The following is a 24,046-nucleotide window of genomic DNA, read 5'->3' as shown; positions in this document are numbered from 1 at the left end:
GGTGCCCGCCGCCTCAGCCGCTGCGCCGGCGCAGCGTCGCCGCGGCGAGCACCAGGGCCAGCAGCGCGGACCCGGCGACGACCGCCAGGTCACGCCACATCGTGCCGGTCGGTTCGGCGTTCGCGCCGACCTCCTGCAAGGCCTCCACGGCGTACGACAGGGGCAGCACGTCACTGACCGCCTGCAACCAGCCGGCCATCTCGCCCCGGGGCACGAAGAGCCCGCAGAGCAGGAGTTGGGGCACCACCACGACCGGCATGAACTGTACGGCCTGGAACTCGGTGCGGGCGAAGGCGCTGCAGAACAGGCCGAGGGCGACGGCGAGCACCGCGTTGAGCGCGGCGATCAGCAGCACCAGGAGGCCGTCGCCGGCGGTGTCCAGGCCGAACACCCAGTACGCCACGGCCGAGGCGATCGCCGCCTGGACGGCGGCGGCCGCACCGAACGCCAGGCCGTAGCCGAACAGCAGGTCGAGCTTGCCCAGCGGGGTGGTGAGCAGCCGTTCCAGGGTGCCGGTGGTGCGTTCCCGGAGCATCGCGATGCTGGTCACCAGGAACATGATCACGAATGGGAAGAAGCCCAGCATGATCAGCGCGACCCGGTCGAACGTGGAGGTCTGGCCGGGTGGGGTGGGCTGGTCGACGTACATGAAGTAGACCAGGGTGAGCAGCGCGGACGGCACCACCGCGAGCAGCGCCAGGGTCCGCCGGTCGTGCCGCAGCTGACGCAGGATGCGCCCGGTGGTGGCGGCCAGGATGCGGGGGCTCATGACGGGTCCTCCTGGTCGGCCTGGTGGGCGCGGATCAACCGCAGGAAGGCCTCGTCGAGGTCGTCCACCCCGGCGGCGGCCCGGACCGCGGCGGGGCTGTCGTCGGCGATCAGCCGGCCCTCGCGGATCAGCAGCAGCCGGTCGCAGCGGGCCGCCTCGTCCATCACGTGACTGGAGACCAGCAGCGTGGTGCCGCGCGCCGCCATCGCGTGGAACTGCGCCCACAGGTCGGCCCGCAGCACCGGGTCCTGGCCCACGGTCGGTTCGTCCAGCACCACCAGCTCCGGTTCGGCGACCAGCGCGCAGGCCAGCGACGCCCGGCTGCGCTGGCCCCCGGAGAGGGTGCCGACCAGTTGGCCGGCGGCGCGGGCCAGGCCCACGTCGGCCACCGCCCGGTCGGCGTCGGCCCGGCCCCGCCCGTGCAGGGCGGCGAAGTAGCGGGCGTTCTCCCGGACGGTCAGGTCGGCGTAGACGCTCGGCGCCTGGGTCAGGTAGCCGACCCGGTGACGCAGCTCCGGCGACCCGGCCGGCCGGCCCAGCACGGTGACCGTGCCGGCGGTGACCACCTGCACCCCGACCACCGCGCGCATGAGGGTGGTCTTGCCGCTGCCGCTGGGCCCGAGCAGCCCGGTGACCGCCCCGCGGGGCACCACCGCGCTGAGCCCGTGCAGCACCCGCCGTCCGCCCCGGTCCACGACCAGGTCCCGGACGGCGATCGCGTCCTCCATGGCCCCTCCCCCCTAATTCATCGTCTGTTGAACTCAACGGTAGATGAATACGTCCCCGCGCAACGGCGGCGACTGTCGGGGAGGGCGAGGGCCGGCGAAAGGTGCTCTCGGGCAGCAATCAGATTCCTCGGGCACCAGCCTTCTCAACCGGACAGCCGGTCCGGCATCGGGCATTGCGCGCCGAAGGGACGTACGGCACGATGGCGCGGTGGGTCACGCTGCGTCACCGGATCAGGGTTTCCTCGACGAATGGACCGCCCGGCTCCGCACCGCCGCCGAGCGCCCCGTCGTGGGGATCCTGCTCCGGGGCAGCCACGCCCGCCGGGCCGCGACCGCACACAGCGACGTCGACATCGACGTGCTCGTCGACGGCGACCCGTACGCCGCCCATCGGGCCTACCTCGCCGAGGACGCGACCAGGCTGACGCACGTGTCGGTGGCCGTGCGGGACGTCCGCTCGTGGCTGAGGAGGCTCGGTGAGCCGGCCGACTGGGCGTTCGGGCTGCCGGCCGCCGCGCCGGCGCGGCTGCTCTGGGCGGCCCCGGCCTGGCGGCCCCGGATCGACCTGCCGGTGTTGGTCCAGCCCGCCGGCGAGCCGCGACTCGAGGAGATGATCGCCACCCTGGGTAAGGTTTCCGGCGCCGGGGAGGCCGGCGACCACACCGGGGTCCGGCTCGCCGCGGCCGACCTCGCCCGGCTCTGCCCGTCGGTGCTCCGGCTGGCCAACCCCTCGGTCCGGGTCGTCTCCCGGCGGACCGCGTTCACCGCCGCCCTGCACCTGCCGGTCGCGCCGCCCGGCTACCGGGAGGACATGCTGCTCTGCCTCGGGCTGCGTCCCGGCTCCACCGGGCAGGTCCGGGCCGCCGCCGCCCGCCTGGTCACCGGCACGCTGCCGCTGGTCCGCCCGTACGTCGCCGAGGTCGCCGAGGTGGCCGGCCCGGACCTCGCCGAGGCCCTGCGCGACGGGCGGCTGGACCGCTATCTGGCCCAGCTGACCCGTCCGGCGACCCACCCGCCCCGGCCCCGGCGGGAGCCCACGCCGGTACCCGCGCCGCGTGCGGGACAATGGGTCACTGTGCCCGTACCTGACGCGCCGGCCACCGGCGCCCACCCCAGCCCGCAGCCCCCGGCGGCCGGCCCGGACCGGCCGTCCCGGCTCGACCCGGCCATCGCCGCCCGGCTGCGTCGCACCCCGGACGGCCTGGTCGCCGCGGTGGTGCGCCAGCACGACTCCGGCGAGGTGCTGATGGTCGCCTGGATGGACGACGAGGCCCTGCACCGCACCCTCACCACCGGCCGGGCCACCTACTGGTCGCGCAGCCGCGCGGAGTACTGGGTGAAGGGCGCCACCTCCGGCCACCACCAGTACGTCCGCTCGGTCGCCCTGGACTGCGACGGTGACGCCCTGCTGGTCAGCGTCGACCAGGTCGGCGCGGCCTGCCACACCGGGCACCGCACCTGCTTCTTCACCGCGTTGCCGGTCACCGGGCAGGTCCCGTCATGACCGACGGTACGGTCAGCCCCGACCTGGCCAGCTTCACCGCCCGGGCGGCCGACTGGCGGGTCGTCCCGGTCACCCGCCGGCTGCTCGCCGACGCGGAGACGCCGGTGGGTGTCTACCGCAAGCTCGCCGGCGGACCCGGCACATTCCTGCTGGAGTCCGCCGAGCAGGGCGTCGGCTCGGCCGGCCTGGCCTGGTCCCGGTACTCGTTCATCGGCGTGCGCAGCAGCGCCACCCTGACCGCGACGGACGGGGTGGCGGCCTGGACCGGGCAGCCGCCGGCCGGGCTGCCCACCACCGGCGACCCGGTCGAGGTGCTGCGGGCCACCGTGGCCGCGCTGGCCGGTCCGCCGTCCGATCCGACCGGGGGCCTGCCGCCGCTGACCGGCGGCATGGTCGGCTACCTGGGCTACGACCTCGTCCGGCGCTTCGAGCGGTTGCCCGAGCTGACCGAGGACGACCTCGGCGTACCCGAGCTGGGCATGATGCTCGCCACCGACCTGGTGGTGCTGGACCACTACGACGGTTCGGCGATCCTGGTCGCCAACGCGGTCCTCCCGCCGCCGGACCAGCCCGACCGGGAGGCCCTGGTCGCCGCCGCGTACCACCACGCGGTCGGCCGGCTGGACGCGATGACCACCGCACTGTCCCGGCCCATCCCGCCGATGATCTCCACGGTCGACCGGCCGCCCGCCGGTGAGGTGCGCTGCCGTACCCCCGAGGGGGGTTACCCGAAGGCGGTGGAGGCGGCCAAGGAGGCGATCCGGGCCGGCGAGTGCTTCCAGATCGTCCTCGCGCAGCGTTTCGAGCGGGAGACCCACGCGGACCCGCTGGACGTCTACCGGGTGCTGCGTACCACCAACCCCAGCCCGTACATGTACCTGCTGCGCTTCGACGGCTTCGACATCGTCGGGTCGTCCCCGGAGGCGCACCTGAAGGTGACCACCGACGCCGACGGGCAGCGCCGCGCGCTGCTGCATCCGATCGCCGGCACCCGCCCGCGCGGCGGCACCCCGGAGGCCGACGCCCGGCTCGCCGCCGAACTGCTCACCGACCCCAAGGAACGCGCCGAGCACGTGATGCTCGTCGACCTGGGTCGCAACGACCTGGGTCGGGTGTGCCGGCCGGGCACCGTCGAGGTGCCGGAGTTCGCCACCATCGAGCGCTACAGCCACGTCATGCACATCGTCTCCACCGTGGTCGGCACGTTGCGCCCGGACCGGACCGCCTTCGACGCGCTCGCCGCGACCTTCCCCGCCGGCACCCTCTCCGGGGCGCCCAAGGTCCGGGCCATGGAGATCATCGAGGAGTTGGAGCCGGTCCGCCGCGGCCTCTACGGCGGCACGGTCGGCTACTTCGGCTTCGGCGGCGACCTGGACATGGCCATCGCCATCCGGACCGCCCTGATGCGTGCCGGCCGCGCGTACGTGCAGGCCGGCGCGGGCGTGGTGGCCGACTCCGACCCGGCCGCCGAGGACCAGGAGACCCGCAGCAAGGCCGCCGCCGTGCTGGCGGCCATCGCCGCGGCGGAAACCCTGAGGCCGGCCCGGTGAGCGCGAGGAGTGCAGCGCAGCGGAGCCCCGCAGTCGCGAGCGGAAGGCCGGCCCGGTGAGCGCGAGGAGTGCGGGATCGGCCGGGGACGGGCCTGCCCCGGCCGCGTCGGGCGATGCCACCGGGGCGGGCGCGCGGTCGGTGCCGGTGCGGCGCGAGATGGCGTACGCGGTGCTGCTCTGCGTGGCCGGCGCGGGTTTGGCGTCGTGGGCGGCGACGCGTACCTGGGCGGTGGAGTTGACCCCTCGCCCGACGCCGCTGCCGCCGGTGCGCGAGCCCGCCAGTGGCGCGGGCCTGCTGCCGTGGCTGCCGGCGCTCGCTTTGGTGGCGCTGGCCGGCGGGGGCGCGGTGCTGGCCACCCGGGGCCGGCTGCGTCGGGCGCTCGGGGTGCTGATCACGCTGCTCGGCCTGACGGTGGCGGGCGGTGGCGGCTACGGCCTGGTGGCGGGGTTCGACGGCGAGGTGAGCCGGCAGTGGCCGGCACTGTGCCTGGTCGGTGGGGTGCTCGCGGTGGCGGGCGGCCTGTTGACCGCCCGGCGGGGACACCGGTGGCCGGCGATGGGCGCCCGGTACGAGCGACCGGCCCGCCGGACGGCCGGTGCGGCCCAGCGGCCCGGCGACGGTGCGGCCGCCGGACCAGTGGTCGGCCGGGGGACGACGCAGGCGTGGGACGCCCTGGACCGGGGCGAGGACCCGACGGTGCGCTGACCGTCGGCCCGGGACGCTCCGGCGTTCCGGCCCCGGCGCCCGCGCTGCTCGGCCAAGGTGCACTCGGGTTCGCTGATGTCGGGGTCTTCCTGACCCTCGGACACCCCGAGATCCGTGCAGGAGAGTGGATCGAACGGTCGATCGCCGGTCGGACCTGCCGTGGGGACGTCAGGCGACGGGCTGGCGGTCCCGGGCGGCGGCGCGGGCCGCGGCCAGTTCGGCGACCAGGCGGTCCAGTTCGGCCCGCTGGTCCGCCCGGGCCCGGTCGGCGCACACGGCCTCCCAGGCGTTGCCGCGCGCGGTCCGCATCCGGGCCTCGCCGACGACGGCACGTTCGAGAGTGTGTACGACGCCGACGGCGAGCGACGCGACGGTACGGGAGAGGGTGGTGAGCCCGATGGTCTGGTGCGGGCCGGGACTAGTCATGATCACCCCGCTGGAGATCGTCGGAGACGGTGGGGCAGACGCCTCATTGAGTCTGCCCGAGGAAGATGCTCGGCGGCTCACGTTTCGGTGTGGTGACCGTCGCGTCAACTCTCCCGCCTGGCCGCTGAGCTGGGAAAGGGCCGTACGGCCTTGAGGTAGGTCACAGCATCGACCGCGTCCGGCGGGCGTCCGGGCTGCGGATCCGTCCGGCAGCCCGGATGATGGACGGACTCGGCAGGGTGACGCCTATCGATGGAGGTAATGGCGCTGCGTGATCCGGCCTTCACGGGAAGTCGGGCATTATGCCCCAGCCCATCTCGTGAGGAGCGCCATACCCCCGGCACCCCGGTCCAGGTGGCGCCCCCTAGCATCGGCCCATGACGCCCGGAGAGGGGAGTCCGTTGGTGACTGCTGAGCATGCGCACGCGGAGGGGGACGACGCCGGTACGGCAGCGTCCGTAAGCGTGCTCGACGAGATCCTGGCCGGCGTGCGTGAGGACGTCGCCCGGCGGCAGGAGCAGATTCCGCTGGAGCGGATCCGCGAGCTGGCCGCCGCCGCGCCGCCGCCGCTGGACGCGTACGCGGCCCTGCGCAAGCCGGGCGTGGCGGTGATCGCCGAGGTGAAGCGCTCCTCCCCGTCGAAGGGGAAGCTGGCCGAGATCGCCGACCCGGCCGACCTGGCGGGCGACTACGCCGCCGGTGGGGCGCGGGCGATCAGCGTGCTGACCGAGGGCCGCTGGTTCGGCGGCTCGCTGGACGACCTGGCCGCCGTACGCGCGGCGGTGAGCGTCCCGGTCCTGCGCAAGGACTTCGTCGTCTCCAGCTACCAGGTGCACGAGGCGCGGGCGCACGGTGCCGACCTGGTGTTGCTGATCGTCGCCGCCCTGGAGCAGAACGCGCTGGTCGGCCTGCTGGAGCGGATCGAGTCGCTCGGCATGACCGCGCTGGTCGAGGTGCACGACGAGGAGGAGGCCGACCGGGCCCTGGAGGCGGGCGCGCAGGTGATCGGCGTCAACGCCCGCAACCTGCGTACGCTGGAGGTCGACCGTTCGGTCTTCGAGCGGATCGCGCCCGGCCTGCCCAGCCACGTCGTCAAGATCGCCGAGTCCGGCGTGCGTGGCCCGCACGACCTCATCCGGTACGCCTCGGCCGGCGCCGACGCCGTCCTGGTGGGTGAGGGTCTGGTCACCCAGAAGAGTCCCCGGGAGGCGGTGGCCGAACTGGTCAACGCCGGCAACCACCCGGCGACGCCCCGCCCGGCGCGCTGAACCGCGCGCCCGGGGAGAGTCCGCAGCGAGAGGAACCCGCGATGAGCGCCGACGCACTGGCCACCCCGGCCGGTCAGTTCCCCGATACCGCCGGCCACTTCGGCCGCTTCGGTGGCCGGTTCGTCCCGGAGGCCCTGGTGGCCGCCCTCGACGAGCTGGACGGGGCGTGGCGCACCGCGATGACCGACGAGTCGTTCCAGGCCGAGTTCGGCGCGCTGCTGCGTGACTACGCCGGCACGCCGTCGCTGCTCTACTCCGCGCGGCGGTTCTCCGCCCGGATCGGCGCGCGGGTCCTGCTCAAGCGGGAGGACCTCAACCACACCGGCGCGCACAAGGTGCGCAACGTCCTGGGCCAGGCCCTGCTGACCAAGCGGATGGGCAAGACCCGGGTCATCGCGGAGACCGGCGCCGGTCAGCACGGCGTGGCCACCGCCACCGCCGCCGCTTTGTTCGACCTCGAGTGCGTGGTCTACATGGGCGCGGTGGACATCGAGCGGCAGGCGCTGAACGTCGCCCGGATGCGGATGCTCGGCGCCACCGTCGTCCCGGTCACCGCCGGTTCACGCACCCTCAAGGACGCGATGAACGAGGCGATGCGCGACTGGGTCGCCAACGTCGACAAGACGCACTACCTGATCGGCACCGCCGCCGGGCCGCACCCGTTCCCGGCGATGGTCCGCGACTTCGTCCGGGGCATCGGCGACGAGGCCCGCCAGCAGTGCCTGGACCTGACCGGCGCGCTGCCGGACGCGGTCACCGCCTGCGTCGGCGGCGGCTCCAACGCGCTGGGCATCTTCCACGCCTTCGTCGGTGACCCGGGCGTGCGGCTGTACGGCTTCGAGGCCGGCGGCGCCGGCGTCGACACCGACCGGCACGCGGCCAGCATCACCGGCGGCAGGTCCGGCGTGCTGCACGGCACCCGGACGTTCGTGTTGCAGAACGCCGACGGGCAGACCGTGGAGTCGCACTCGATCTCCGCCGGCCTGGACTACCCGGGGGTGGGCCCGGAGCACGCCTGGCTGCACGAGACCGGCCGGGCCACCTACCTGCCGGTGACCGACGACGAGGCGATGGCCGCGTTCGAGCTGCTCTGCCGTACCGAGGGCGTCATCCCGGCGATCGAGAGCGCGCACGCGCTGGCCGGCACCGTCGCGATCGCCCCGAAGCTCGCCGCCGAGTTGGGCCGCGAGCCGGTGATCGTGGTCAACCTCTCCGGTCGGGGGGACAAGGACGTCCACCCCGCCGGTGACTACTTCGGCATCCTGGACAAGGAGTCGGCACGATGAGCCGGATCGGTGTCGCGTTCGACAAGGCCCGCGCCGACGGGCGGGCCGTGCTGGTGGGCTGCATGCCGGCCGGTTTCCCGACCGTCGAGGGCAGCATCGCCGCGATGACCGCCATGGTCGAGGCGGGCGTGGACGTCGTCGAGGTCGAGATCCCGTACTCGGACCCGGTGATGGACGGTCCGGTCATCCAGCGGGCCAGCGACATCGCCCTGGCCGGCGGCGTACGCACCGCCGACACGCTGCGGATCATCGAGGCGGTCGCCGCGACCGGCGCGCCGGTGGTCACCATGACCTACTGGAACCCCATCGAGCAGTACGGCGTCGACGCGTTCGCCCGGGACCTCGCCTCGGCCGGTGGCACCGGGCTGATCACCCCGGACCTGATTCCGGAAGAGGCCGACGAGTGGTTGGCCGCCTCCGACGCGTACGGCCTGGACCGGACGTTCCTGGTCTCCCCGTCGTCCACCGACGCGCGGCTGGCGATGACCGTGTCCCACTGCCGGGGCTTCGTGTACGCCACCGCGCTCATGGGGGTCACCGGCGCCCGCACGCAGACCTCCGACGCCGCGCCGCTGCTGGTCTCCCGGGTCCGGGCGGTCACCGACCTGCCGGTCGGGGTCGGCCTGGGCGTGAGCACCGGGGCGCAGGCCGGCACGGTCGCCGGATACGCCGACGGCGTCATCGTCGGCAGCGCGCTCGTCCGCTGCGTGCTCGACGCCCCGGACCAGGCCGCCGGCCTGACCGCCCTGCGCACCCTCAGCGCCGACCTGGCCGAAGGCGTCCGCACCCCCTAACCCCCTAACCCCCACCCCGCCCCGCCCCCACCGCGATCTTGCACTTTCGGTCGTCGTTTCGCGTGCCATGTCCGGAACGCGGCGACAGAAAGTGCAAGATCGCCGCGCCAGGCGGGCCGGGGCCCGGCCGGCGGGGGCGGGGACTAGTGGGGGTGGGCTGGTTCGGCGGGGCGTTGGGTCGGGGGGCGGGGGACGGTCGGGGTGGACACGACGCCGGAGCGGCCGGCCAGGGCGTCGGTGAGGGCCGCCCGCGTGGTCGGGGTGAGGGCCTCCGGTAGCCCGTCGGGCCGGTGCCAGGACAGCCGGCAGCCGCCGGCCGGGTCGCCGGTCGGGGTGGTGCCCCGGGGACGGGCGCGGAAGACGTGCACGATCACGTCGGGCCAGGGGCCGCACGGTCCCGGCGTCGCCGGGGTGGCCGCCACGACGTGGTAGACGCCGACCAGGTCGATCACGTCGATCTCCCAGCCGGTCTCCGCGCGGATGTCGCGGGTCACCGCGTCGACCGGGCTCTCGGCGGGGCGGGACCGGCCACCGGGCAGCGCGTACCGCCGCTCGCCCGGGCCCTGCCGGCAGAGCAGCACCCGCCCGGTGTCGTCGGTGACCACCGCGGCGACCGCCCAGGTGAGCGCGCTCATCGCCGTCGAGCCTACGGCGGGGGCCACCGGAAGTCATGGAAGCCACTGAACCGGCCGCCCGGGGTGCCACGTACCGGCCCCACGGCGGTAGCGTGTGCACCCGTGACCCTCGCCTCGCTGACCCCCCAGGCGGCCCTGCCCAGTCCCAGCACCGCGGTGTGGCAGCTCGGACCGGTGCCGATCCGGGCGTACGCGCTCTGCATCATCCTCGGCATCGTGCTGGCCTGCTGGCTCGCCGAGCGGCGGCTGCGCCAGCGCGGGGTGGCCCCGGGCGCGGTGCTCGACATCGCCGTGTGGGCGGTGCCGGCCGGCATCATCGGGGCGCGGATCTACCACGTGATCACCTCGCCGGAGAAATACTTCGGCACCGGCGGCGAACCGCTCAAGGCGCTCTACATCTGGGAGGGCGGTCTCGGCATCTGGGGTGCGGTCGCCGGTGGCGCGGTCGGCGCCTGGATCGCCGCCCGGCAGCTCGGCATCCCCTTCGCCGTGGTGGCCGACGCGCTCGCGCCGGGCCTGCCGCTGGCCCAGGCCGTCGGCCGACTGGGCAACTGGTTCAACAACGAGCTGTACGGCGGTACGACCACCCTGCCCTGGGGGCTGGAGATCCACCGGATGGATCCCGACAACCCGGGGCAGGCGCTGCGCGACGACGCCGGGCAGCCGATCCTCGAACCCGGCCTCTACCATCCGACCTTCGCCTACGAGGCGCTGTGGAACGTGGGCGTGGCGGCCCTGGTCCTGGTGCTCGACCGGCGACTGCGGCTCGGCCGGGGACGGGCGTTCGCGTTGTACGTGATGGGCTACACCGCCGGCCGCTTCTGGATCGAGTTGATGCGTACCGACGAGGCGAACACCATCCTCGGCGTACGCCTGAACGTGTGGACGTCCGCGCTGGTCTTCCTCGGCGCGCTGATCTACTTCGTCCGGGTCCGCGGCCCCCGGGAATACCTGATCCCGCTCGGCGCGGCGGCCACGCCGGTGCCGACCGGCGGCGACGTCTCGCAGGTCGACCTGTCGGCACGGGAGGCCGGTGCCGGCACGGAGGCGCCGGAGGGCTACCGGGTGGTCGGCGAGGAGGAGTTCCGCCGCTGGCGGGACACCGGCGAGCTGCCCGAACCCGCCGACCCGGACGGCGACCGGCAGACCGAGGTCCCCCGCTCCGACGGCCCCGCGCCCGACGGCGGGCCGACCGGGGCCGAGGAGCACACCCGGGCCGACGAGCCCGCCGGCTCCCGACCGGCCGACCGCGACAGCTGAAGCGAGGGGGACCCACATGCGCAGCGCGGTGGTGGTGGGCGCGGGGATCGGCGGTCTCGCCGTCGCCGGCGCGCTGGCCCGGTCCGGCTGGCGGGTCACCCTCCTGGAGCGGGCCGACCGGGTACGCCCCGAGCCGACGGCGGTGGTGCTCTGGCCCAACGGCGTACGGGCGCTGCGCGCGCTCGGCCTCGGCGCCGGGCTGGAGGCGATCGCCACCCCGTTGCGCGACGGCGGGATACGCCGGCCGGACGGCCACTGGCTGGTGCAGCCCCGGCCCACCCCGGCCGACCGGATGCCCGTCGTGGTGCACCGGGAGGACCTGCACGACGCGTTGATCGCCGGCCTCGGCGACGGGGTCGAGTTGCGCACCGGGGTGACCGTCCGGACGGTTCGCGCCGAGCCGGGGCAGCGCCCCTCGGTGGGCGACGGCCGGCACACCCTCGAAGCCGACCTGGTCGTCGGGGCGGACGGCACCGACAGCGAGGTACGCCGGCAACTCGCGCCGGAGGCCGCCGTGGTCAGTTCCGGCTCGGCCGCCTGGCGGGCGGTGATCCCTTGGTACCAGGCACCCAGGCTGCCCGGCGACGCGCCGCCGGTCGGCGAGGTCCTCGGCGCCGGATACCGCTTCGTCGCGGCGTCGCTGGGCGAGCGCGGCTCGTCCGGCGGGTCCACCCGAGGCGGCATCTACTGGGTGGCCACCGCGGCCGGCGCGCCCCGGCCGGAGCCGTCGGAGACGCAGTTGGCCCTGCTCAAGCGCTGGTACGCCGGCTGGCCCGCGCCGATCGCCGACCTTCTCGACGCCACCGACCCGGCCGACCTCGTCCAGCAGGAGATCCGCGAGCTGCGCCCGCTGCCCCGGTCGTACGGCTTCCCGGCCGGCCCGGGCGGGGCGGTGCTGCTCGGCGACGCCGCGCACGCGATGCCGCCGCACCTCGGGCAGGGCGCCTGCCTCGCCTTCGAGGACGCCGCCACGCTCGCCTCGTTGCTGCGCGAGTCGCGGCTGCCGGACGCCGTGTCCGCGTACGACCGGGTGCGCCGGCCGCGCGCGGCGGCGGTGGTCCGGCAGACCCGTCGCATGTCGGCGGTCCTGCAGGCCCGCGGCCGGCTCGCGCTGCGCGCCCGCGACGCGGCCCTGGGCACGATCAACTCCCGCCTGCTAGGCAGCGCCGCCGCCTCCGCCGCCCAGTGGCGCCCGCCGGCCTGACCCCCGGCGCCGGGCGCGACGTTCAGCTGAGCAGGGCGGCGGGTTCGGCGATGCAGGCGGTGCCCACCCGGCGGAAGCCGACCCGCAGGTAGACCCGGGCGATGTCCTCGCTCCCGGCGGAGAGGAACACCACGTCGGTGCCGGCGGCGAGCAGTTCCCGGGCCAGCAGGGCGGTCACCGCCGCGCCGAGGCCCCGCCGGCGGGCCACCGGCAGGGTGGCGACCCCGGCGATCTCGGCCACCTCACCGACCCGCATGGCCATCCCGCTGGCCAGCGCGCCGTCCTCGGGCGTGCCGGCCAGCGCCGACAGCCGCCGTCCGTCGGCGATCCGGGCGCGTTCCTCGTCCAGCGCGGCCACCTCCAGTTCGGTGACCGCCGCGTCCCGCTGGGCCGGGCCGGCGTCGCCGCGCGCGGTACCGGGAACGGCGAAGCCGACCGCGGCCACCGCCCGCCGCGCCGCCACGTCGGCGGCGAAGCCGGGCGCGTCGGGGTCGAGCGACCGCAGCGGTACGTCGGTGAGGGTCGCCGGGTCCGGCAGCGCGGCCGGGTCGAGCACCATCAGCGGCGCCTCCAGCACGGACAGGCCGGCCGAGCGGGCCACCGGGAGCAGCGCCGGGGTGGTCTCGTGCACCCACTCGAACGCCTCGGGCAGGCCCAGTTCCCGTTGCCGCTCCCGGACCGCCGAGATGTCGGCCAGCGACGGGGCGTCGGTGGCGTGCAGCCGGGGCCGGGCGTAGAACGGCCACCCCGCACCCTCCCGGACGAACAGCACCAGGGGGCCGTGTTCCTCGCCTCGGGCGGCATCCCGGGGCACCGCGTCGTAGAAACGTTCCAACCGGTCGAACAGGTCCGTGTGCGCGGGATCCACCGCGCGAGACTACACGTCCCAGACTCTGGAAGGTGTGATCAATCTGCACTGGCCTTGTGCCGACCCCCCTAACGTAGACTCAATAGACCGCTGAGGGCCGACGTCGTCCCCACCCAGATCCACCCTGAGTGACGACAGGAGGCCCGGTGGCCTTTCCGTACCCGCACACGCCGCAACCGGCCCCGCAGCCCCCGGTGGGTCGCGACGCCGCCGCAGCCGGGTTGTACGACCCCGCCTTCGAGCACGACGCCTGCGGCGTGGCCTTCGTGGCCGACCTGCACGGCCGTCGCTCGCACGGCGTCGTGGCCAACGGTCTCGGTGCGCTCTGCAGACTGGACCACCGGGGCGCCCGGGGCGCGGAGCACAACACCGGTGACGGCGCGGGCATCATGATCCAGGTGCCGGACGCGTTCCTGCGTGCGGTGGCCGGCTTCGCACTGCCGCCGGCCGGGCAGTACGCCACCGGCCTGGCGTTCCTCCCCGACGACGACGCCGGCGAGGCCCGCGCCCGTCAGGTGGTGGAGAAGTACGCGCTGGTCGAGGGCGCCGAGGTGCTGGGCTGGCGGGACGTCCCGGTGGACCCGAGCGGTCTCGGCGAGACCGCCCTGGCCGCGATGCCCCGGGTCCGGCAGCTCTTCCTGGCCGCGCACCGGCTCACCGACTCGCCCGCCGGTCCGGCCGGTTCCCCGCTGGAGGGCCTGGACCTGGAGCGGGTGGCGTTCTGCGTCCGCAAGCAGGCCGAGCGGGAGTCCGCGGAGCGGGGCGTGCCGGTCTACTTCCCGTCGCTGTCCGGGCGGACCATGGTGTGGAAGGGCATGCTCACCCCGGACCAGTTGCCGGCGTACTACCCGGAGCTGACCGACGAGCGGGTGGACAGCGCGATCGCGCTGGTGCACTCGCGGTTCTCCACCAACACGTTCCCGTCGTGGCCGCTGGCGCACCCGTACCGCTTCATCGCCCACAACGGAGAGATCAACACGATCCGCGGCAACCGCAACTGGATGCAGGCCCGGGAGGCGCTCCTGCGCACCCCGCACCTGCCCGGCAACATCCGCCGGATCTTCCCGGTGTGCACCCCGGCGGCGTCCGACTCGGCGAACTTCGACGAGGTGCTGGAGCTGCTGCACCTGTCCGGGCGGAGCCTGCCCCACGCGGTGCTGATGATGATCCCCGAGGCGTGGGAGAACGACCCGGACATGCGCGGCGACAAGCGGGCGTTCTACCGCTTCCACGCCAGCCTGATGGAGCCGTGGGACGGGCCGGCGTCGGTGGCGTTCACCGACGGCGAGATCGTCGGCGCGGTGCTCGACCGCAACGGCCTGCGGCCGGGCCGCTGGTGGCGTACCGACGACGGCCTGGTGGTGCTGGGCAGCGAGGCGGGCGTGCTCGACCTCGACCCGGCCCGGGTGATCGCCAAGGGCCGCCTCCAGCCCGGCAAGATGTTCCTGGTCGACACCGTCGCCGGCCGGATCGTGCAGGACGACGAGATCAAGACCGAGCTGGCCGCCGCGCTGCCGTACGACGACTGGCTGCACGCCGGCCTGATCGAGCTGGACGAGCTGCCGCCGCGCGAGCACACCGTCTACACCCACGACTCGGTACGCCGCCGCCAGCAGACCTTCGGCTACACCGAGGAGGAGCTGAAGATCCTGCTCGCGCCGATGGCGCGGTCCGGGGCCGAGCCACTCGGCTCGATGGGCACCGACACCCCGATCTCGCCGCTGTCGACCCGGCCGAGGCTGCTCTACGACTACTTCCACCAACTGTTCGCCCAGGTCACCAACCCACCGCTGGACGCCATCCGGGAGGAGCTGGTGACCAGCCTGGCGTCGACCATCGGCGCGGAGGGCAACCTGCTCGACCCGGGCCCGGCGAGCTGCCGGCAGATCGTCCTGCCGTACCCGGTGATCGACAACGACGAGCTGGCCAAGATCCTCTCCATCGACGAGGACGGCGACCTGCCCGGCTTCAAGGCGGTCCGGGTGTCCGGGCTCTACCGGATCCGGGAGGGCGGTACGGGCATCAAGGCCCGGTTGACCGAGATCTGCCGGCACGTCTCCGAGGCGATCGAGGACGGCGTCCGCATCCTGGTGCTCTCCGACCGGGACTCCAACGCCGACCTCGCCCCGATCCCGTCGCTGCTGCTCACCGCGGCCGTGCACCAGCACCTGGTACGCGAGCAGACGCGGACCCAGGTGGCGCTGATCGTCGAGTCCGGCGACTGCCGCGAGGTGCACCACGCCGCCGTGCTCATCGGCTACGGCGCCGCGGCGGTCAACCCCTACCTGGCCTTCGAGTCGGTCGAGGACATGATCGCCACCGGTGCGCTGGTCGGCACCGACGCCACCAAGGCGGTTCGCAACTACGTCAAGGGCCTCGGCAAGGGCGTCCTGAAGATCATGTCCAAGATGGGCATCTCGACGGTGTCCTCGTACTGCGGCGCGCAGGTCTTCGAGGCGGTCGGCCTGGACACCCGCCTGGTCGACCGCTACTTCCGGGGCACCCCGAGCAAGATCAGCGGCATCGGGCTGCACGAGATCCACGCCGAGGTCGCGGCCCGGCACGCCCGCGCCTGGCCGGTCCCCGGCACCGAGGCGTCCGACCGGCTGGAGGTCGGCGGCGAATACCAGTGGCGCCGCGAGGGCGAGCTGCACCTGTTCAACCCGGAGACGGTCTTCCTGCTCCAGCACGCCACCCGCAGCCGCCAGTACGACGTCTTCCGGCAGTACACCGCGAAGGTCGACGAGCTGGCCGCGAAGGCCGGTTCGCTGCGCGGCCTGTTCACCCTGCGCACCGGCGTGCGACCGCCGGTGCCGATCGAGGAGGTCGAGCCGGCCACCGAGATCGTCAAGCGGTTCGCCACCGGCGCCATGTCGTACGGGTCGATCTCGGCCGAGGCGCACGAGACCCTGGCGATCGCGATGAACCGCCTCGGCGGCAAGTCCAACACCGGCGAGGGCGGCGAGGACGTCGAGCGGCTGCACGACCCGGCCCGCCGCTCCGCGGTCAAGCAGATCGCCAGCGGCCGGTTCGGGGTGACCAGCGAATACCTGGTCAACGCCGACGACATCCAGATCAAGATGGCCCAGGGCGCGAAACCGGGCGAGGGCGGCCAGCTGCCCGGCAACAAGGTCTGGCCGTGGATCGCCCGGACCCGGCACGCCACCCCGGGCGTCGGCCTGATCTCGCCGCCGCCGCACCACGACATCTACTCCATCGAGGACCTCGCGCAGCTGGTGCACGACCTGAAGTGCGTCAACCCGGCCGCCCGGGTGCACGTCAAGCTGGTCAGCGAGGTCGGCGTGGGCACCGTGGCCGCCGGTGTGGCGAAGCTCAAGGCCGACGTCATCCTCATCTCCGGCCACGACGGCGGCACCGGCGCGTCCCCCCTCAACTCGCTCAAGCACGCCGGCACCCCGTGGGAGCTGGGCCTGGCCGAGGCGCAGCAGACGCTCCTGCTCAACAAGCTGCGCGACCGGGTCACCGTGCAGGTCGACGGGCAGCTCAAGACCGGCCGGGACGTGCTGGTCGCGGCGCTGCTCGGCGCCGAGGAGTTCGGCTTCGCCACCGCGCCGCTCATCGTCGAGGGCTGCGTGATGATGCGCGTCTGTCACCTGGACACCTGTCCGGTCGGCATCGCCACCCAGAACCCGGTGCTGCGCGAGCGCTTCACCGGCCGACCGGAGTTCGTGGAGAACTTCTTCCTCTTCCTCGCCGAGGAAGTCCGCGGCTACCTGGCCGAGCTGGGCCTGCGCTCGATCGAGGAGGCGATCGGGCAGACCGAACTGCTCGACCTCACCCCGGCCGTCACGCACTGGAAGGCCGGCGGTCTCGACCTGGGCCCGGTCCTGCACCAGCCGGAGATCCCGGCCGGTGCCGCCCGCCGGGGCGTACGCGCCCAGGACCATGGCCTGGAGCTGGCGCTGGACAACGAGTTGATCGCGCTCGCCGCGCCCGCGCTGGCCGACGGCACCCCGGTCCGGGTCGAGGTCGCGGTGCGCAACGAGCACCGCAGCGTCGGCGCGATGCTCGGTGGTGAGGTCACCCGCCGCTTCGGCGGCAGCGGCCTGCCCACCGACACCGTGGAGTTCGACCTGCGCGGCACGGCCGGCCAGTCGTTCGGCGCGTTCCTGCCGCGCGGGGTCACCCTGCGCCTGCACGGCGACGCCAACGACTACGTCGGCAAGGGCCTCTCCGGTGGGCGGCTGGTCGTCCGCCCGCACGACGCCGCGCCCTTCCTGGACGGCGACGCGGCGCCGGGGGAGCGGGCCGAGGACCAGATCATCGCCGGCAACACCATCCTGTACGGCGCCACCGCCGGTGAGGTGTTCCTGCGCGGCCGGGTGGGGGAGCGGTTCGCGGTGCGCAACTCCGGCGCGGTGGCGGTCGTCGAAGGCGTCGGCGACCACGGCTGCGAGTACATGACCGGCGGCACGGTGGTGGTGCTCGGCGGGACCGGGCGCAACTTCGCGGCCGGCATGTCCGGCGGCACCGCCTTCGTCTGGCACCTGGACCGCCGCCGGGTCAACACCGAGTTGGTCGACCTGGCCCCGCTGGGCGAGGAGGAACGGTCGCTGCTGCACGAGCTGGTGCAGCGGCACTTCGCCGAGACCGACTCGGCGGTGGCCGAGTCGCTGCTCAAGCGCTGGCCGGAGGCGGTGGAGGAGTTCACCGCCGTGGTGCCCCGGGACTACCGCCGGGTGCTGGAGATCATGCGGGCCGCCGAAGCCGCCGGCCGTGACGTGGACGACGCGGTGATGACTGAACTGGCCGCGCCGGCACCGTCGCCGGTGCCGCAGCCGCCCGCCCCGCGGGCGGCCGCACAGGAGGTGGCTCGTGCCTGACCCCAACGGTTTCCTGCGCTACGACCGGCGGCTGCCCGACCGTCGCCCGGTCCCGGTGCGGATCAGCGACTGGCGCGAGGTCTACCCGCCCGCCGGCGAGAACCTCGTGCGCGAGCAGGCCACCCGGTGCATGGACTGCGGCATCCCGTTCTGCCACGACGGCTGCCCGCTGGGCAACCGCATCCCGGACTGGAACGACCTGGTCCGCACCGGCAAGTGGGACGCCGCGGTGGAGTCGCTGCACGCGACCAACAACTTCCCCGAGTTCACCGGCCGGCTCTGCCCGGCGCCGTGCGAGGCGGCCTGCGTACTGGGCATCTCCGGCGGCGCGCCGGTCACCATCAAGCAGGTCGAGGTGGAGATCGCCGACGCGGCGGCCCGCAGCGGGCTGCGACCCCGCCAGGTGGCGACGCCGTCCGGGCGGTCGGTGGCCGTGGTCGGTTCCGGGCCCGCCGGGCTCGCCGCCGCGCAACAACTGGTCCGCGCCGGTCACGCCGTGACGGTGTACGAGCGCGACGACGCGATCGGCGGCCTGCTCCGGTACGGCATTCCCGACTTCAAGCTGGAGAAGCGACACATCGACCAGCGGTTGGCGCAGCTCTCCGCCGAGGGGGTGCGCTTCCGGACCGGCGTGAACGTGGGCGTCGACGTCACCGCCGAGCAGTTGCGCGCCGAGCACGACGCGGTGCTGCTCGCCTGCGGCGCGTTGCAGGGCCGGGACACCCCGCAGACCCCGGGACGGCACCTGCGCGGGGTGCACCAGGCGATGGACCACCTGGTCGCCGCGAACCGGGTGGTGGCCGCGGCGGGCGAGGGCCGGCCGGCGCTCGCGGTGCTGCCCGACGGTACGCCGATCGACGCCGCCGGCAAGCACATCGTCATCATCGGCGGTGGCGACACCGGGGCGGACTGCCTCGGCGTGGCCCACCGGCAGGGCGCTGCCGGCGTACACCAGTTGGACCTGTACCCGGAGCCGCCGCACGCCCGCGACGAGGCCCGCGACCCGTGGCCGACCTGGCCGTGGGTGCTGCGCAACTACCCGGCCCACGAGGAGGGCGGCCAGCGGGTGTTCGCCGTCGCCGTGCAGGAGTTCGTGGACGACGGTCACGGTCAGGTCCGGGCGGTCCGGATCGCCGAGGTGACGGTGGAGAAGAAGGACGGTCGCCGGATCGTCACCGCGCTGCCCGGCTCCGAGCGGGACCTGCCGGCCGACCTGGTGCTGCTGGCGATCGGCTTCGAGGGCACCGAGGAACAGCCGCTGCTCGACCAGTTCGGGGTGCCCCGCAACCGGCGCGGCGCGGTGGACGCACGGCCGGACTGGCAGACCGACGCCGACGGGGTGTTCGTCGCCGGTGACATGCACCGGGGCGCGTCGCTGATCGTCTGGGCCATCGCCGAGGGCCGGGCCGCCGCCGCCGCCATCCACACCTACCTGGGTGGGCTGGGGCAGCTTCCCGCCCCGGTGAGCCCGGCCGCCCAACCGCTCGCCGCCCGCTGACCCCCTCCGCCGGCCCCCTTCCGCCACCCGCCTGACCCGGTCCGGGTCCGGCGTGGGCCGGCCGGTGGGCCCGGCGGGTGACTCCGGCCGGTGCGCCGACAGCGGGCTCCGGCGGGTGGACCGGCCCGGTGGGCCGGCCGTGCGCTGACGGGTGGGTCGGGCGGTGCCCGACCGGGTGGATCGGGCGGTGCGCTGACGGGTGGGTCGGGCGCGCGCTGACGGGTGGGTCGGCCGTGGACCGGCCCGTAGGCCGGTGGTGGGCCGGCCCGTAGCCGGTGGTGGGCCGATGGTGAACGGGCGGGCGGGCCAGTGGTGGACCGGCGGGCGGGCCGGCCGTGGGCGGCCGCGGGGCCGGCCGTGGGACGGCGGTGGGACGGCGGTGGGCCGGCCGTGGGACGGCGGTGGGACGGCGGTGGGCCGGCCGTGGGACGGCGGTGGGGCCGGGCGGTGGGGCCGGCAGGTGGTTATGACGGCGCTTTCGAGCTGATGTCGTGGATGGATCGCGCCGCGCCGCGCCGCCGGAGAGTGGGACCTTCCGTTGGCGCCGGCGGCCCGGTCGCCGCGAGCGGCCCGGTCACTGCGAGCGGCCCGAGCGGCCCGGTCACTGCGAGCGGCGCGAGCGGCCCGGTCACTGCGAGCGGCCCGAGCGGCCCGGTCACCGCGAGCGGGCTGGGACCGCTGATGCATCCACGACATCAGCTCGAAAGGGCTCCGGCCGACCAGTGCTCCGGAGGTCCAGCGGCTGCGTGCCCCTTCCCTCCATCTACATGTTTCGATAGCATTACCGACTAGTAACAACCGTTGTAACCCCTGGCCACGCGCGCGGTCATCGGGCCCCACCACCCCTGTCCCGTGGAGGTCCCCCATGCCCCACCGCCCGCTGGCCCGCGCCCTCCGCGCGCTGGTCGCCGTCCTCACCGCCGCCGCCGTCGGCGCCGTGCTCGTGCCCGCCACCGCGCAGGCAGCCACCGCACAGGCCGCCGCCGTCAACTACGTCGCGCTCGGCGACTCCTACTCCTCCGGGGTGGGTGCCGGCCCGTACGACCTCTCCGGGTGCCTGCGCAGCCAGAAGTCGTACGCCCCGTTGTGGGCCGCGGCCAACGCGGTGGCCAGCTTCAAGTTTCCCGCCTGCGGCGGCGCCGTCACCAGCGACGTCATCAACAGCCAGGTCAACTCGCTGAGCACGAGCACCACCCTGGTCACCATCACGATCGGTGGCAACGACGCCGGCTTCGCCGACGTGATCACCAGTTGCCGGTTCGGCAGCACCAGCAGTTGCACCAACGCGGTCAACGAGTCGAAGGCCTTCGCCACCAGCACGCTGCCGGGCCGCCTCGACGCCACGTACGCCGCGATCCGCAACCGCGCACCCAACGCCCGGCTGATCGTGCTCGGCTACCCGCGACTGTTCGAGACGAACTACTGCGGCCTGCTGGCGATGAGCACCTACAAGCGCACCATCCTCAACGAGGCCGCCGACGTGCTGGCCACCGTCATCTCCGCCCGGGCCGCCGCGGCCGGCGCCACCTTCGCCGACACCCGTCCTACCTTCGCCGGGCACGGCGTCTGCGCCAGCAGCCCGTGGATCCGCGACGTCTCCGGGATCATCGAGGCCTACCACCCGAACTCCGCCGGCTACCGCTACGGCTACCTGCCGGCGCTGAACGCGGTCACCGGCTGACCCGTCCCGCACCGCAGCGACGGTCGGTGGTCCGAAAAGGACCGCCGACCGTCCTTGCCGACGCAGGGCACACTGGGAGGAGTCGTACGCGTACACCGCGCCACCGGACCGGGGGTGTTCATGCGGGACGTCACCACATCCCGACCGCGGCCGTCGCAGCGCGAGCGGGTTCCGGTGGGCGGCACCGAACTCCTCGCCCTGTTGACCCGGCTGCTGCGCCGCCCGCGCCGGGGCGACCGGCGACTACCGCTGCTCTGGCTGGTCCGTCCCGCCCCGGTCCCGGCGGGCGAACCCGCCGCGGCACCGGTGGCGGTTCCCGCCGCGGCGCCGGTGGCGGTTCCCGCCGGGCACCCGGAGACCGGCGCCGGCGCAAGTCCCGACGGCGGCCCCGAGCCGGCCACGGGCACCGACCTGATGGCGCTGCTGCGCCGCTTCCTCGGGCAGGGACAGCGTCGCCGGGTGCCGCACGCCGTGCTGGACGTCGCCGCGCAGCCGCCCGGCACCGACGTGCCCGCCCTGCTGCGGGACCTGCACCGGCAGCTGTCGCTGGAGGCGTTCGGCTCGGCGCGGCTACGGTTCGTGCACTACCCGCTCGCCGACTGGCTGATGCACCAGAGCCTGGGCCTCAGCGCCGACGACGGCCGGTCGGCGCTGGTCCGCCGGCTGCGCGACCGGCGGGGACCGCGCGGGGCGACCGACGCCGTCCCCGCCGGTGGGGACGCGGTGTCGATCCTGTCCCAGGTGGTGCTCTGGCTGGTCCGCCGCGCGGTGCCCGGGGTGGTGTTCCGGGTGGCCGTCTCCGGGCGGGTACCGGGGATCGGTCGGCACTACCGGTGGTTCATGCGTCAGCAGTACCTCGCGCCCCGGCAGTCGGTCACCTTCCTCGGCTTCGCCGAGCGGCTGACCGCCGGCTGGCGGGACGGCGAGCAACCCGACCAGGTCGCCAAGCTGCTGCTGCACGCGTTCCTGGAGGACCTGCGGCAGGCGTACCGGCGACGACCGTGGCGACCGTCGGACTGGCGGCGCACCGCCTACCCGGTGCTGCTGCTGGACAACGTGGCCCCCGGCAGTCTCGGGCACGTGCTGGTCCGCCTGCTCGGCGACGTACGCACCGAGACCGGCCGCAACGACCCGCTGCTCGTCGTCGCCGCCGCGGACGTACCCCCGCCGGAACTTCCCGTGCCGCACCCGCTCGCCGACGCCGACGAGGCGTACCAGGAATGGTCGGAGGCCCTGGCGGAGATGCGCCGGCTGCGGCGCGCGGCGGCCTGGTTGGTCGTGCTGCGACCCGACGCCGCCGAGACCGGGCCCCCGCCGCGCGGCGGCCTGCGCCCGTTCAGCGCGCCGGAGCCGCCGTGGTGGTCGCGCCGGTTCCTGCCGGCGGCGGTGGCCCTGACGCTCGTCGTCGCCGGCGGCGCCTGGGCGGGCAGCCGCTGGGCGCCGGGCTGCCACCCCTCACCTACCGGCGGCCGGGTGTCGGTACAGGTCGTCGAGGGGGAGTGCGTCGGCTACAGCGACCGCGCCACGCAGATCTTCAACAACGACCCGGGGCAGGAGGCGCTGCGCACCGTACAGGAGCGGATCTTCGCCCAGAACCGCGCCGCCGAGGAGGTGTGGGAGCGCAGCGACCACCGCGGGCCCTACCTGACCCTGGTCTACCTCGGCACCCTCACCGGCAACCGGACCCGGGCCGACGAGGAGTCCTACGTGTCCGAGCGGGAGGAACTGGAGGGGATGGCCACCGCGCAGTACGCGCTGCTCCAGGAGTCGGCCGGCGCGGACGGCGCCGCGCTGCTGCGGATCGTGGTCGCCAACGGCGGGCGGCAGATGCGGCACGCCGACCGGGCCGTGGCGATGCTCGCCGACCTGGCCCGCGACGATCCGACCGTGCTCGGCGTGGTCGGCCTGGTGGAGAGCCGGCTCAGCACCGCGCGGGCACTGCGCGAACTCAACCGGGTCGGGCTGCCGGTGCTCGCGCCCACCCTGTCGGCCGACCGGATCGACGCCAACTCGCGGCTCTACCTCCAGGTGTCCGCGCCGAACACCGACCAGGTGGCGATGGTCGAGTCGTACGCCCGGCAGGTGCTGAAGGTGGGCGAGGCGCACGTCTACTGGACCACCGGCGAGGACAGCTCGCTGACCGAGGACCTTTACGTCGGCACGCTCGTCGACGGGCTCAGACAACGGTTCGGGACCCGGATCACCCGCCTGGAGGAGTGGCACACCGGCCGGCGGCTGACCGCCGAGTGCGGCTTCGGCGGGCTGCTCTTCTACGCCGGACGCTGGTCGGAGTTCGACGGGTTCCTGCGGGCCCTGCGCGAGTGCGGCGACAACCCGCCGAAACACCTGGTCGCCGACGACTCGGTCAACCGATACATGGCCAACCCCGGGCTGCGGGCCGCCGCACCGGGCAACGTGCCGGTCACCTACGTGTCCAAGGCGGCACTCGGCACCTGTGCCGCGCTGCGCGCCGCCGAGGCGCGGCGGGACGAGGCCCGGGCCAGCTTCCTCACCTGGATCCAGGCCGACAACCTGCTGGACCCGCCCCGCTGCCGGCCGGACCGCCCGCACCCGGTGGGCGAGCGGGTCAGCCTCGCCTACGACGCGTCGATGATGGTGGTCCGGGCGTTGGAGAGCCTGGCCGCCCGGCTGCACCACGCCGGCCCGCGCCAGCGGTGGGAACCGAACTCGGTCAACCCGGTCGGTGTGCACGCCGAGGTGCTCCGCCAGAACGCCGGCCAGGGCTACCCCGGTGTCGCCGGCCTGATCCGCTACCCGCCGGACTCCGGCGAGCCGGTGGACAAGCGGCTGGCGCTGCTGCGCGTCGAGCGGGTGCCCGACGTGGCGACCGATCCGGTCGAGGTGTACCACTGCGGCACCGCCGACCGGCCCGAACCGGCCACCTGCGTCGCCGTCGCCACGACCCGTTGACGCACACCCGGTCCGTTTCGGACTGTCCGGCGGTCGACGGGGTCCGCTAGGGTTTCCCGGGACCAGGCGGGGCGAGGCGGACAGGAGCGCGCAG

At 74.5% G+C, this 24,046-nt stretch carries 17 protein-coding genes and 1 pseudogene; 13 read left to right on the top strand and 5 right to left on the bottom strand.

Translation table 11 applies throughout. From position 1 onward, the window contains the following. Positions 1–13: 13 nt before the first annotated feature. Both D7223_RS03045 and D7223_RS03040 read right to left on the bottom strand, forming a co-directional pair. Positions 14–769: an ABC transporter permease gene (locus D7223_RS03045; protein WP_120724516.1), complete on the bottom strand. Its 756-nt coding sequence runs from the start codon at positions 767–769 to the stop codon at positions 14–16. After that, positions 766–1,497, bottom strand: a complete 732-nt coding sequence (locus tag D7223_RS03040; RefSeq protein WP_120724514.1) for an ABC transporter ATP-binding protein — start codon at positions 1,495–1,497, stop codon at positions 766–768. The genes D7223_RS03045 and D7223_RS03040 overlap by 4 nt, the downstream gene beginning before the upstream one ends. Positions 1,498–1,540: 43 nt before the next feature. Between D7223_RS03040 and D7223_RS34095 the strand changes: the two are divergent. The 4 genes and pseudogenes from D7223_RS34095 to D7223_RS03025 form a co-directional block, all read left to right on the top strand. Next, positions 1,541–2,383: pseudogene (locus D7223_RS34095) on the top strand (hypothetical protein); the annotation flags it as partial. A gap of 189 nt (positions 2,384–2,572) precedes the next feature. Further along, entirely contained in the window at positions 2,573–3,001 is a 429-nt protein-coding gene (gene hisI / locus D7223_RS33350) for a phosphoribosyl-AMP cyclohydrolase (protein WP_120725693.1), read from the top strand. Continuing rightward, complete coding sequence (locus D7223_RS03030; protein WP_120724512.1) at positions 2,998–4,551, top strand: anthranilate synthase component I; 1,554 nt, start codon at positions 2,998–3,000, stop codon at positions 4,549–4,551. Before hisI ends, D7223_RS03030 begins: the two co-directional genes overlap by 4 nt. Positions 4,552–4,708: 157 nt before the next feature. Next, positions 4,709–5,257 carry a Trp biosynthesis-associated membrane protein gene (locus D7223_RS03025; RefSeq protein ID WP_120725691.1) on the top strand — a complete coding sequence of 183 codons (549 nt, stop codon included), beginning with the start codon at positions 4,709–4,711 and terminating at the stop codon, positions 5,255–5,257. A gap of 168 nt (positions 5,258–5,425) precedes the next feature. Here the strand turns inward: D7223_RS03025 and D7223_RS03020 are convergent, their stop codons facing one another. Next, the gene (locus D7223_RS03020) at positions 5,426–5,683 is read right to left on the bottom strand and encodes a hypothetical protein (protein ID WP_120725688.1); all 258 of its coding nucleotides are present in this window, start codon (positions 5,681–5,683) and stop codon (positions 5,426–5,428) included. Positions 5,684–6,147: 464 nt separating this feature from the next. On the opposite strand from D7223_RS03020, the gene trpC reads away from it, so the two are divergent. The 3 genes from trpC to trpA are packed head-to-tail and all read left to right on the top strand — an operon-like array spanning position 6,148 to position 9,031. Beyond that, positions 6,148–6,951: an indole-3-glycerol phosphate synthase TrpC gene (gene trpC, locus D7223_RS03015; RefSeq protein ID WP_186832367.1), complete on the top strand. Its 804-nt coding sequence runs from the start codon at positions 6,148–6,150 to the stop codon at positions 6,949–6,951. 41 nt (positions 6,952–6,992) lie between these two features. After that, a complete protein-coding gene (gene trpB, locus D7223_RS03010; protein WP_120724508.1) occupies positions 6,993–8,237 on the top strand; it encodes a tryptophan synthase subunit beta in 1,245 nt (414 codons plus the stop codon). Next, positions 8,234–9,031: a tryptophan synthase subunit alpha gene (gene trpA, locus D7223_RS03005; protein WP_120724506.1), complete on the top strand. Its 798-nt coding sequence runs from the start codon at positions 8,234–8,236 to the stop codon at positions 9,029–9,031. The genes trpB and trpA overlap by 4 nt, the downstream gene beginning before the upstream one ends. A gap of 143 nt (positions 9,032–9,174) precedes the next feature. Here the strand turns inward: trpA and D7223_RS33905 are convergent, their stop codons facing one another. Further along, positions 9,175–9,666 carry an NUDIX hydrolase gene (locus D7223_RS33905; RefSeq protein ID WP_120724504.1) on the bottom strand — a complete coding sequence of 164 codons (492 nt, stop codon included), beginning with the start codon at positions 9,664–9,666 and terminating at the stop codon, positions 9,175–9,177. 102 nt (positions 9,667–9,768) lie between these two features. Here D7223_RS33905 and lgt point away from each other — a divergent pair, with 102 nt between their 5' ends. Continuing rightward, positions 9,769–10,926: a prolipoprotein diacylglyceryl transferase gene (lgt, locus tag D7223_RS02995; RefSeq protein WP_120724502.1), complete on the top strand. Its 1,158-nt coding sequence runs from the start codon at positions 9,769–9,771 to the stop codon at positions 10,924–10,926. A 16-nt stretch (positions 10,927–10,942) separates the two neighbouring features. Then, a complete protein-coding gene (locus tag D7223_RS02990; protein ID WP_120724500.1) occupies positions 10,943–12,130 on the top strand; it encodes an FAD-dependent oxidoreductase in 1,188 nt (395 codons plus the stop codon). 22 nt (positions 12,131–12,152) lie between these two features. Here the strand turns inward: D7223_RS02990 and D7223_RS02985 are convergent, their stop codons facing one another. Next, positions 12,153–12,998 carry a GNAT family N-acetyltransferase gene (locus D7223_RS02985; RefSeq protein WP_120724498.1) on the bottom strand — a complete coding sequence of 282 codons (846 nt, stop codon included), beginning with the start codon at positions 12,996–12,998 and terminating at the stop codon, positions 12,153–12,155. Positions 12,999–13,144: 146 nt separating this feature from the next. Here D7223_RS02985 and gltB point away from each other — a divergent pair, with 146 nt between their 5' ends. The 4 genes from gltB to D7223_RS02965 all read left to right on the top strand — a co-directional run bounded on the left by gltB (position 13,145) and on the right by D7223_RS02965 (position 23,952). Further along, the gene (gltB, locus tag D7223_RS02980) at positions 13,145–17,842 is read left to right on the top strand and encodes a glutamate synthase large subunit (protein ID WP_186832183.1); all 4,698 of its coding nucleotides are present in this window, start codon (positions 13,145–13,147) and stop codon (positions 17,840–17,842) included. Next, positions 17,835–19,340, top strand: coding sequence for a glutamate synthase subunit beta (locus D7223_RS02975; protein WP_120724496.1), 1,506 nt, complete (start codon positions 17,835–17,837; stop codon positions 19,338–19,340). The genes gltB and D7223_RS02975 overlap by 8 nt, the downstream gene beginning before the upstream one ends. Before the next feature lie 865 nt (positions 19,341–20,205). Next, positions 20,206–21,021, top strand: a complete 816-nt coding sequence (locus D7223_RS02970) for an SGNH/GDSL hydrolase family protein (protein WP_120724494.1) — start codon at positions 20,206–20,208, stop codon at positions 21,019–21,021. A 120-nt stretch (positions 21,022–21,141) separates the two neighbouring features. Then, positions 21,142–23,952 carry a type 1 periplasmic-binding domain-containing protein gene (locus D7223_RS02965; protein ID WP_238161517.1) on the top strand — a complete coding sequence of 937 codons (2,811 nt, stop codon included), beginning with the start codon at positions 21,142–21,144 and terminating at the stop codon, positions 23,950–23,952. The last annotated feature ends 94 nt before the right edge of the window (positions 23,953–24,046 follow it).

The sequence above is a fragment of the Micromonospora endolithica genome (genome assembly GCF_003626595.1).
Classification (GTDB): domain Bacteria; phylum Actinomycetota; class Actinomycetes; order Mycobacteriales; family Micromonosporaceae; genus Micromonospora; species Micromonospora endolithica.
The sequence above is the reverse complement of the archived record's forward strand: the minus strand, read 5'-3'. Positions and strand labels throughout refer to the sequence as shown.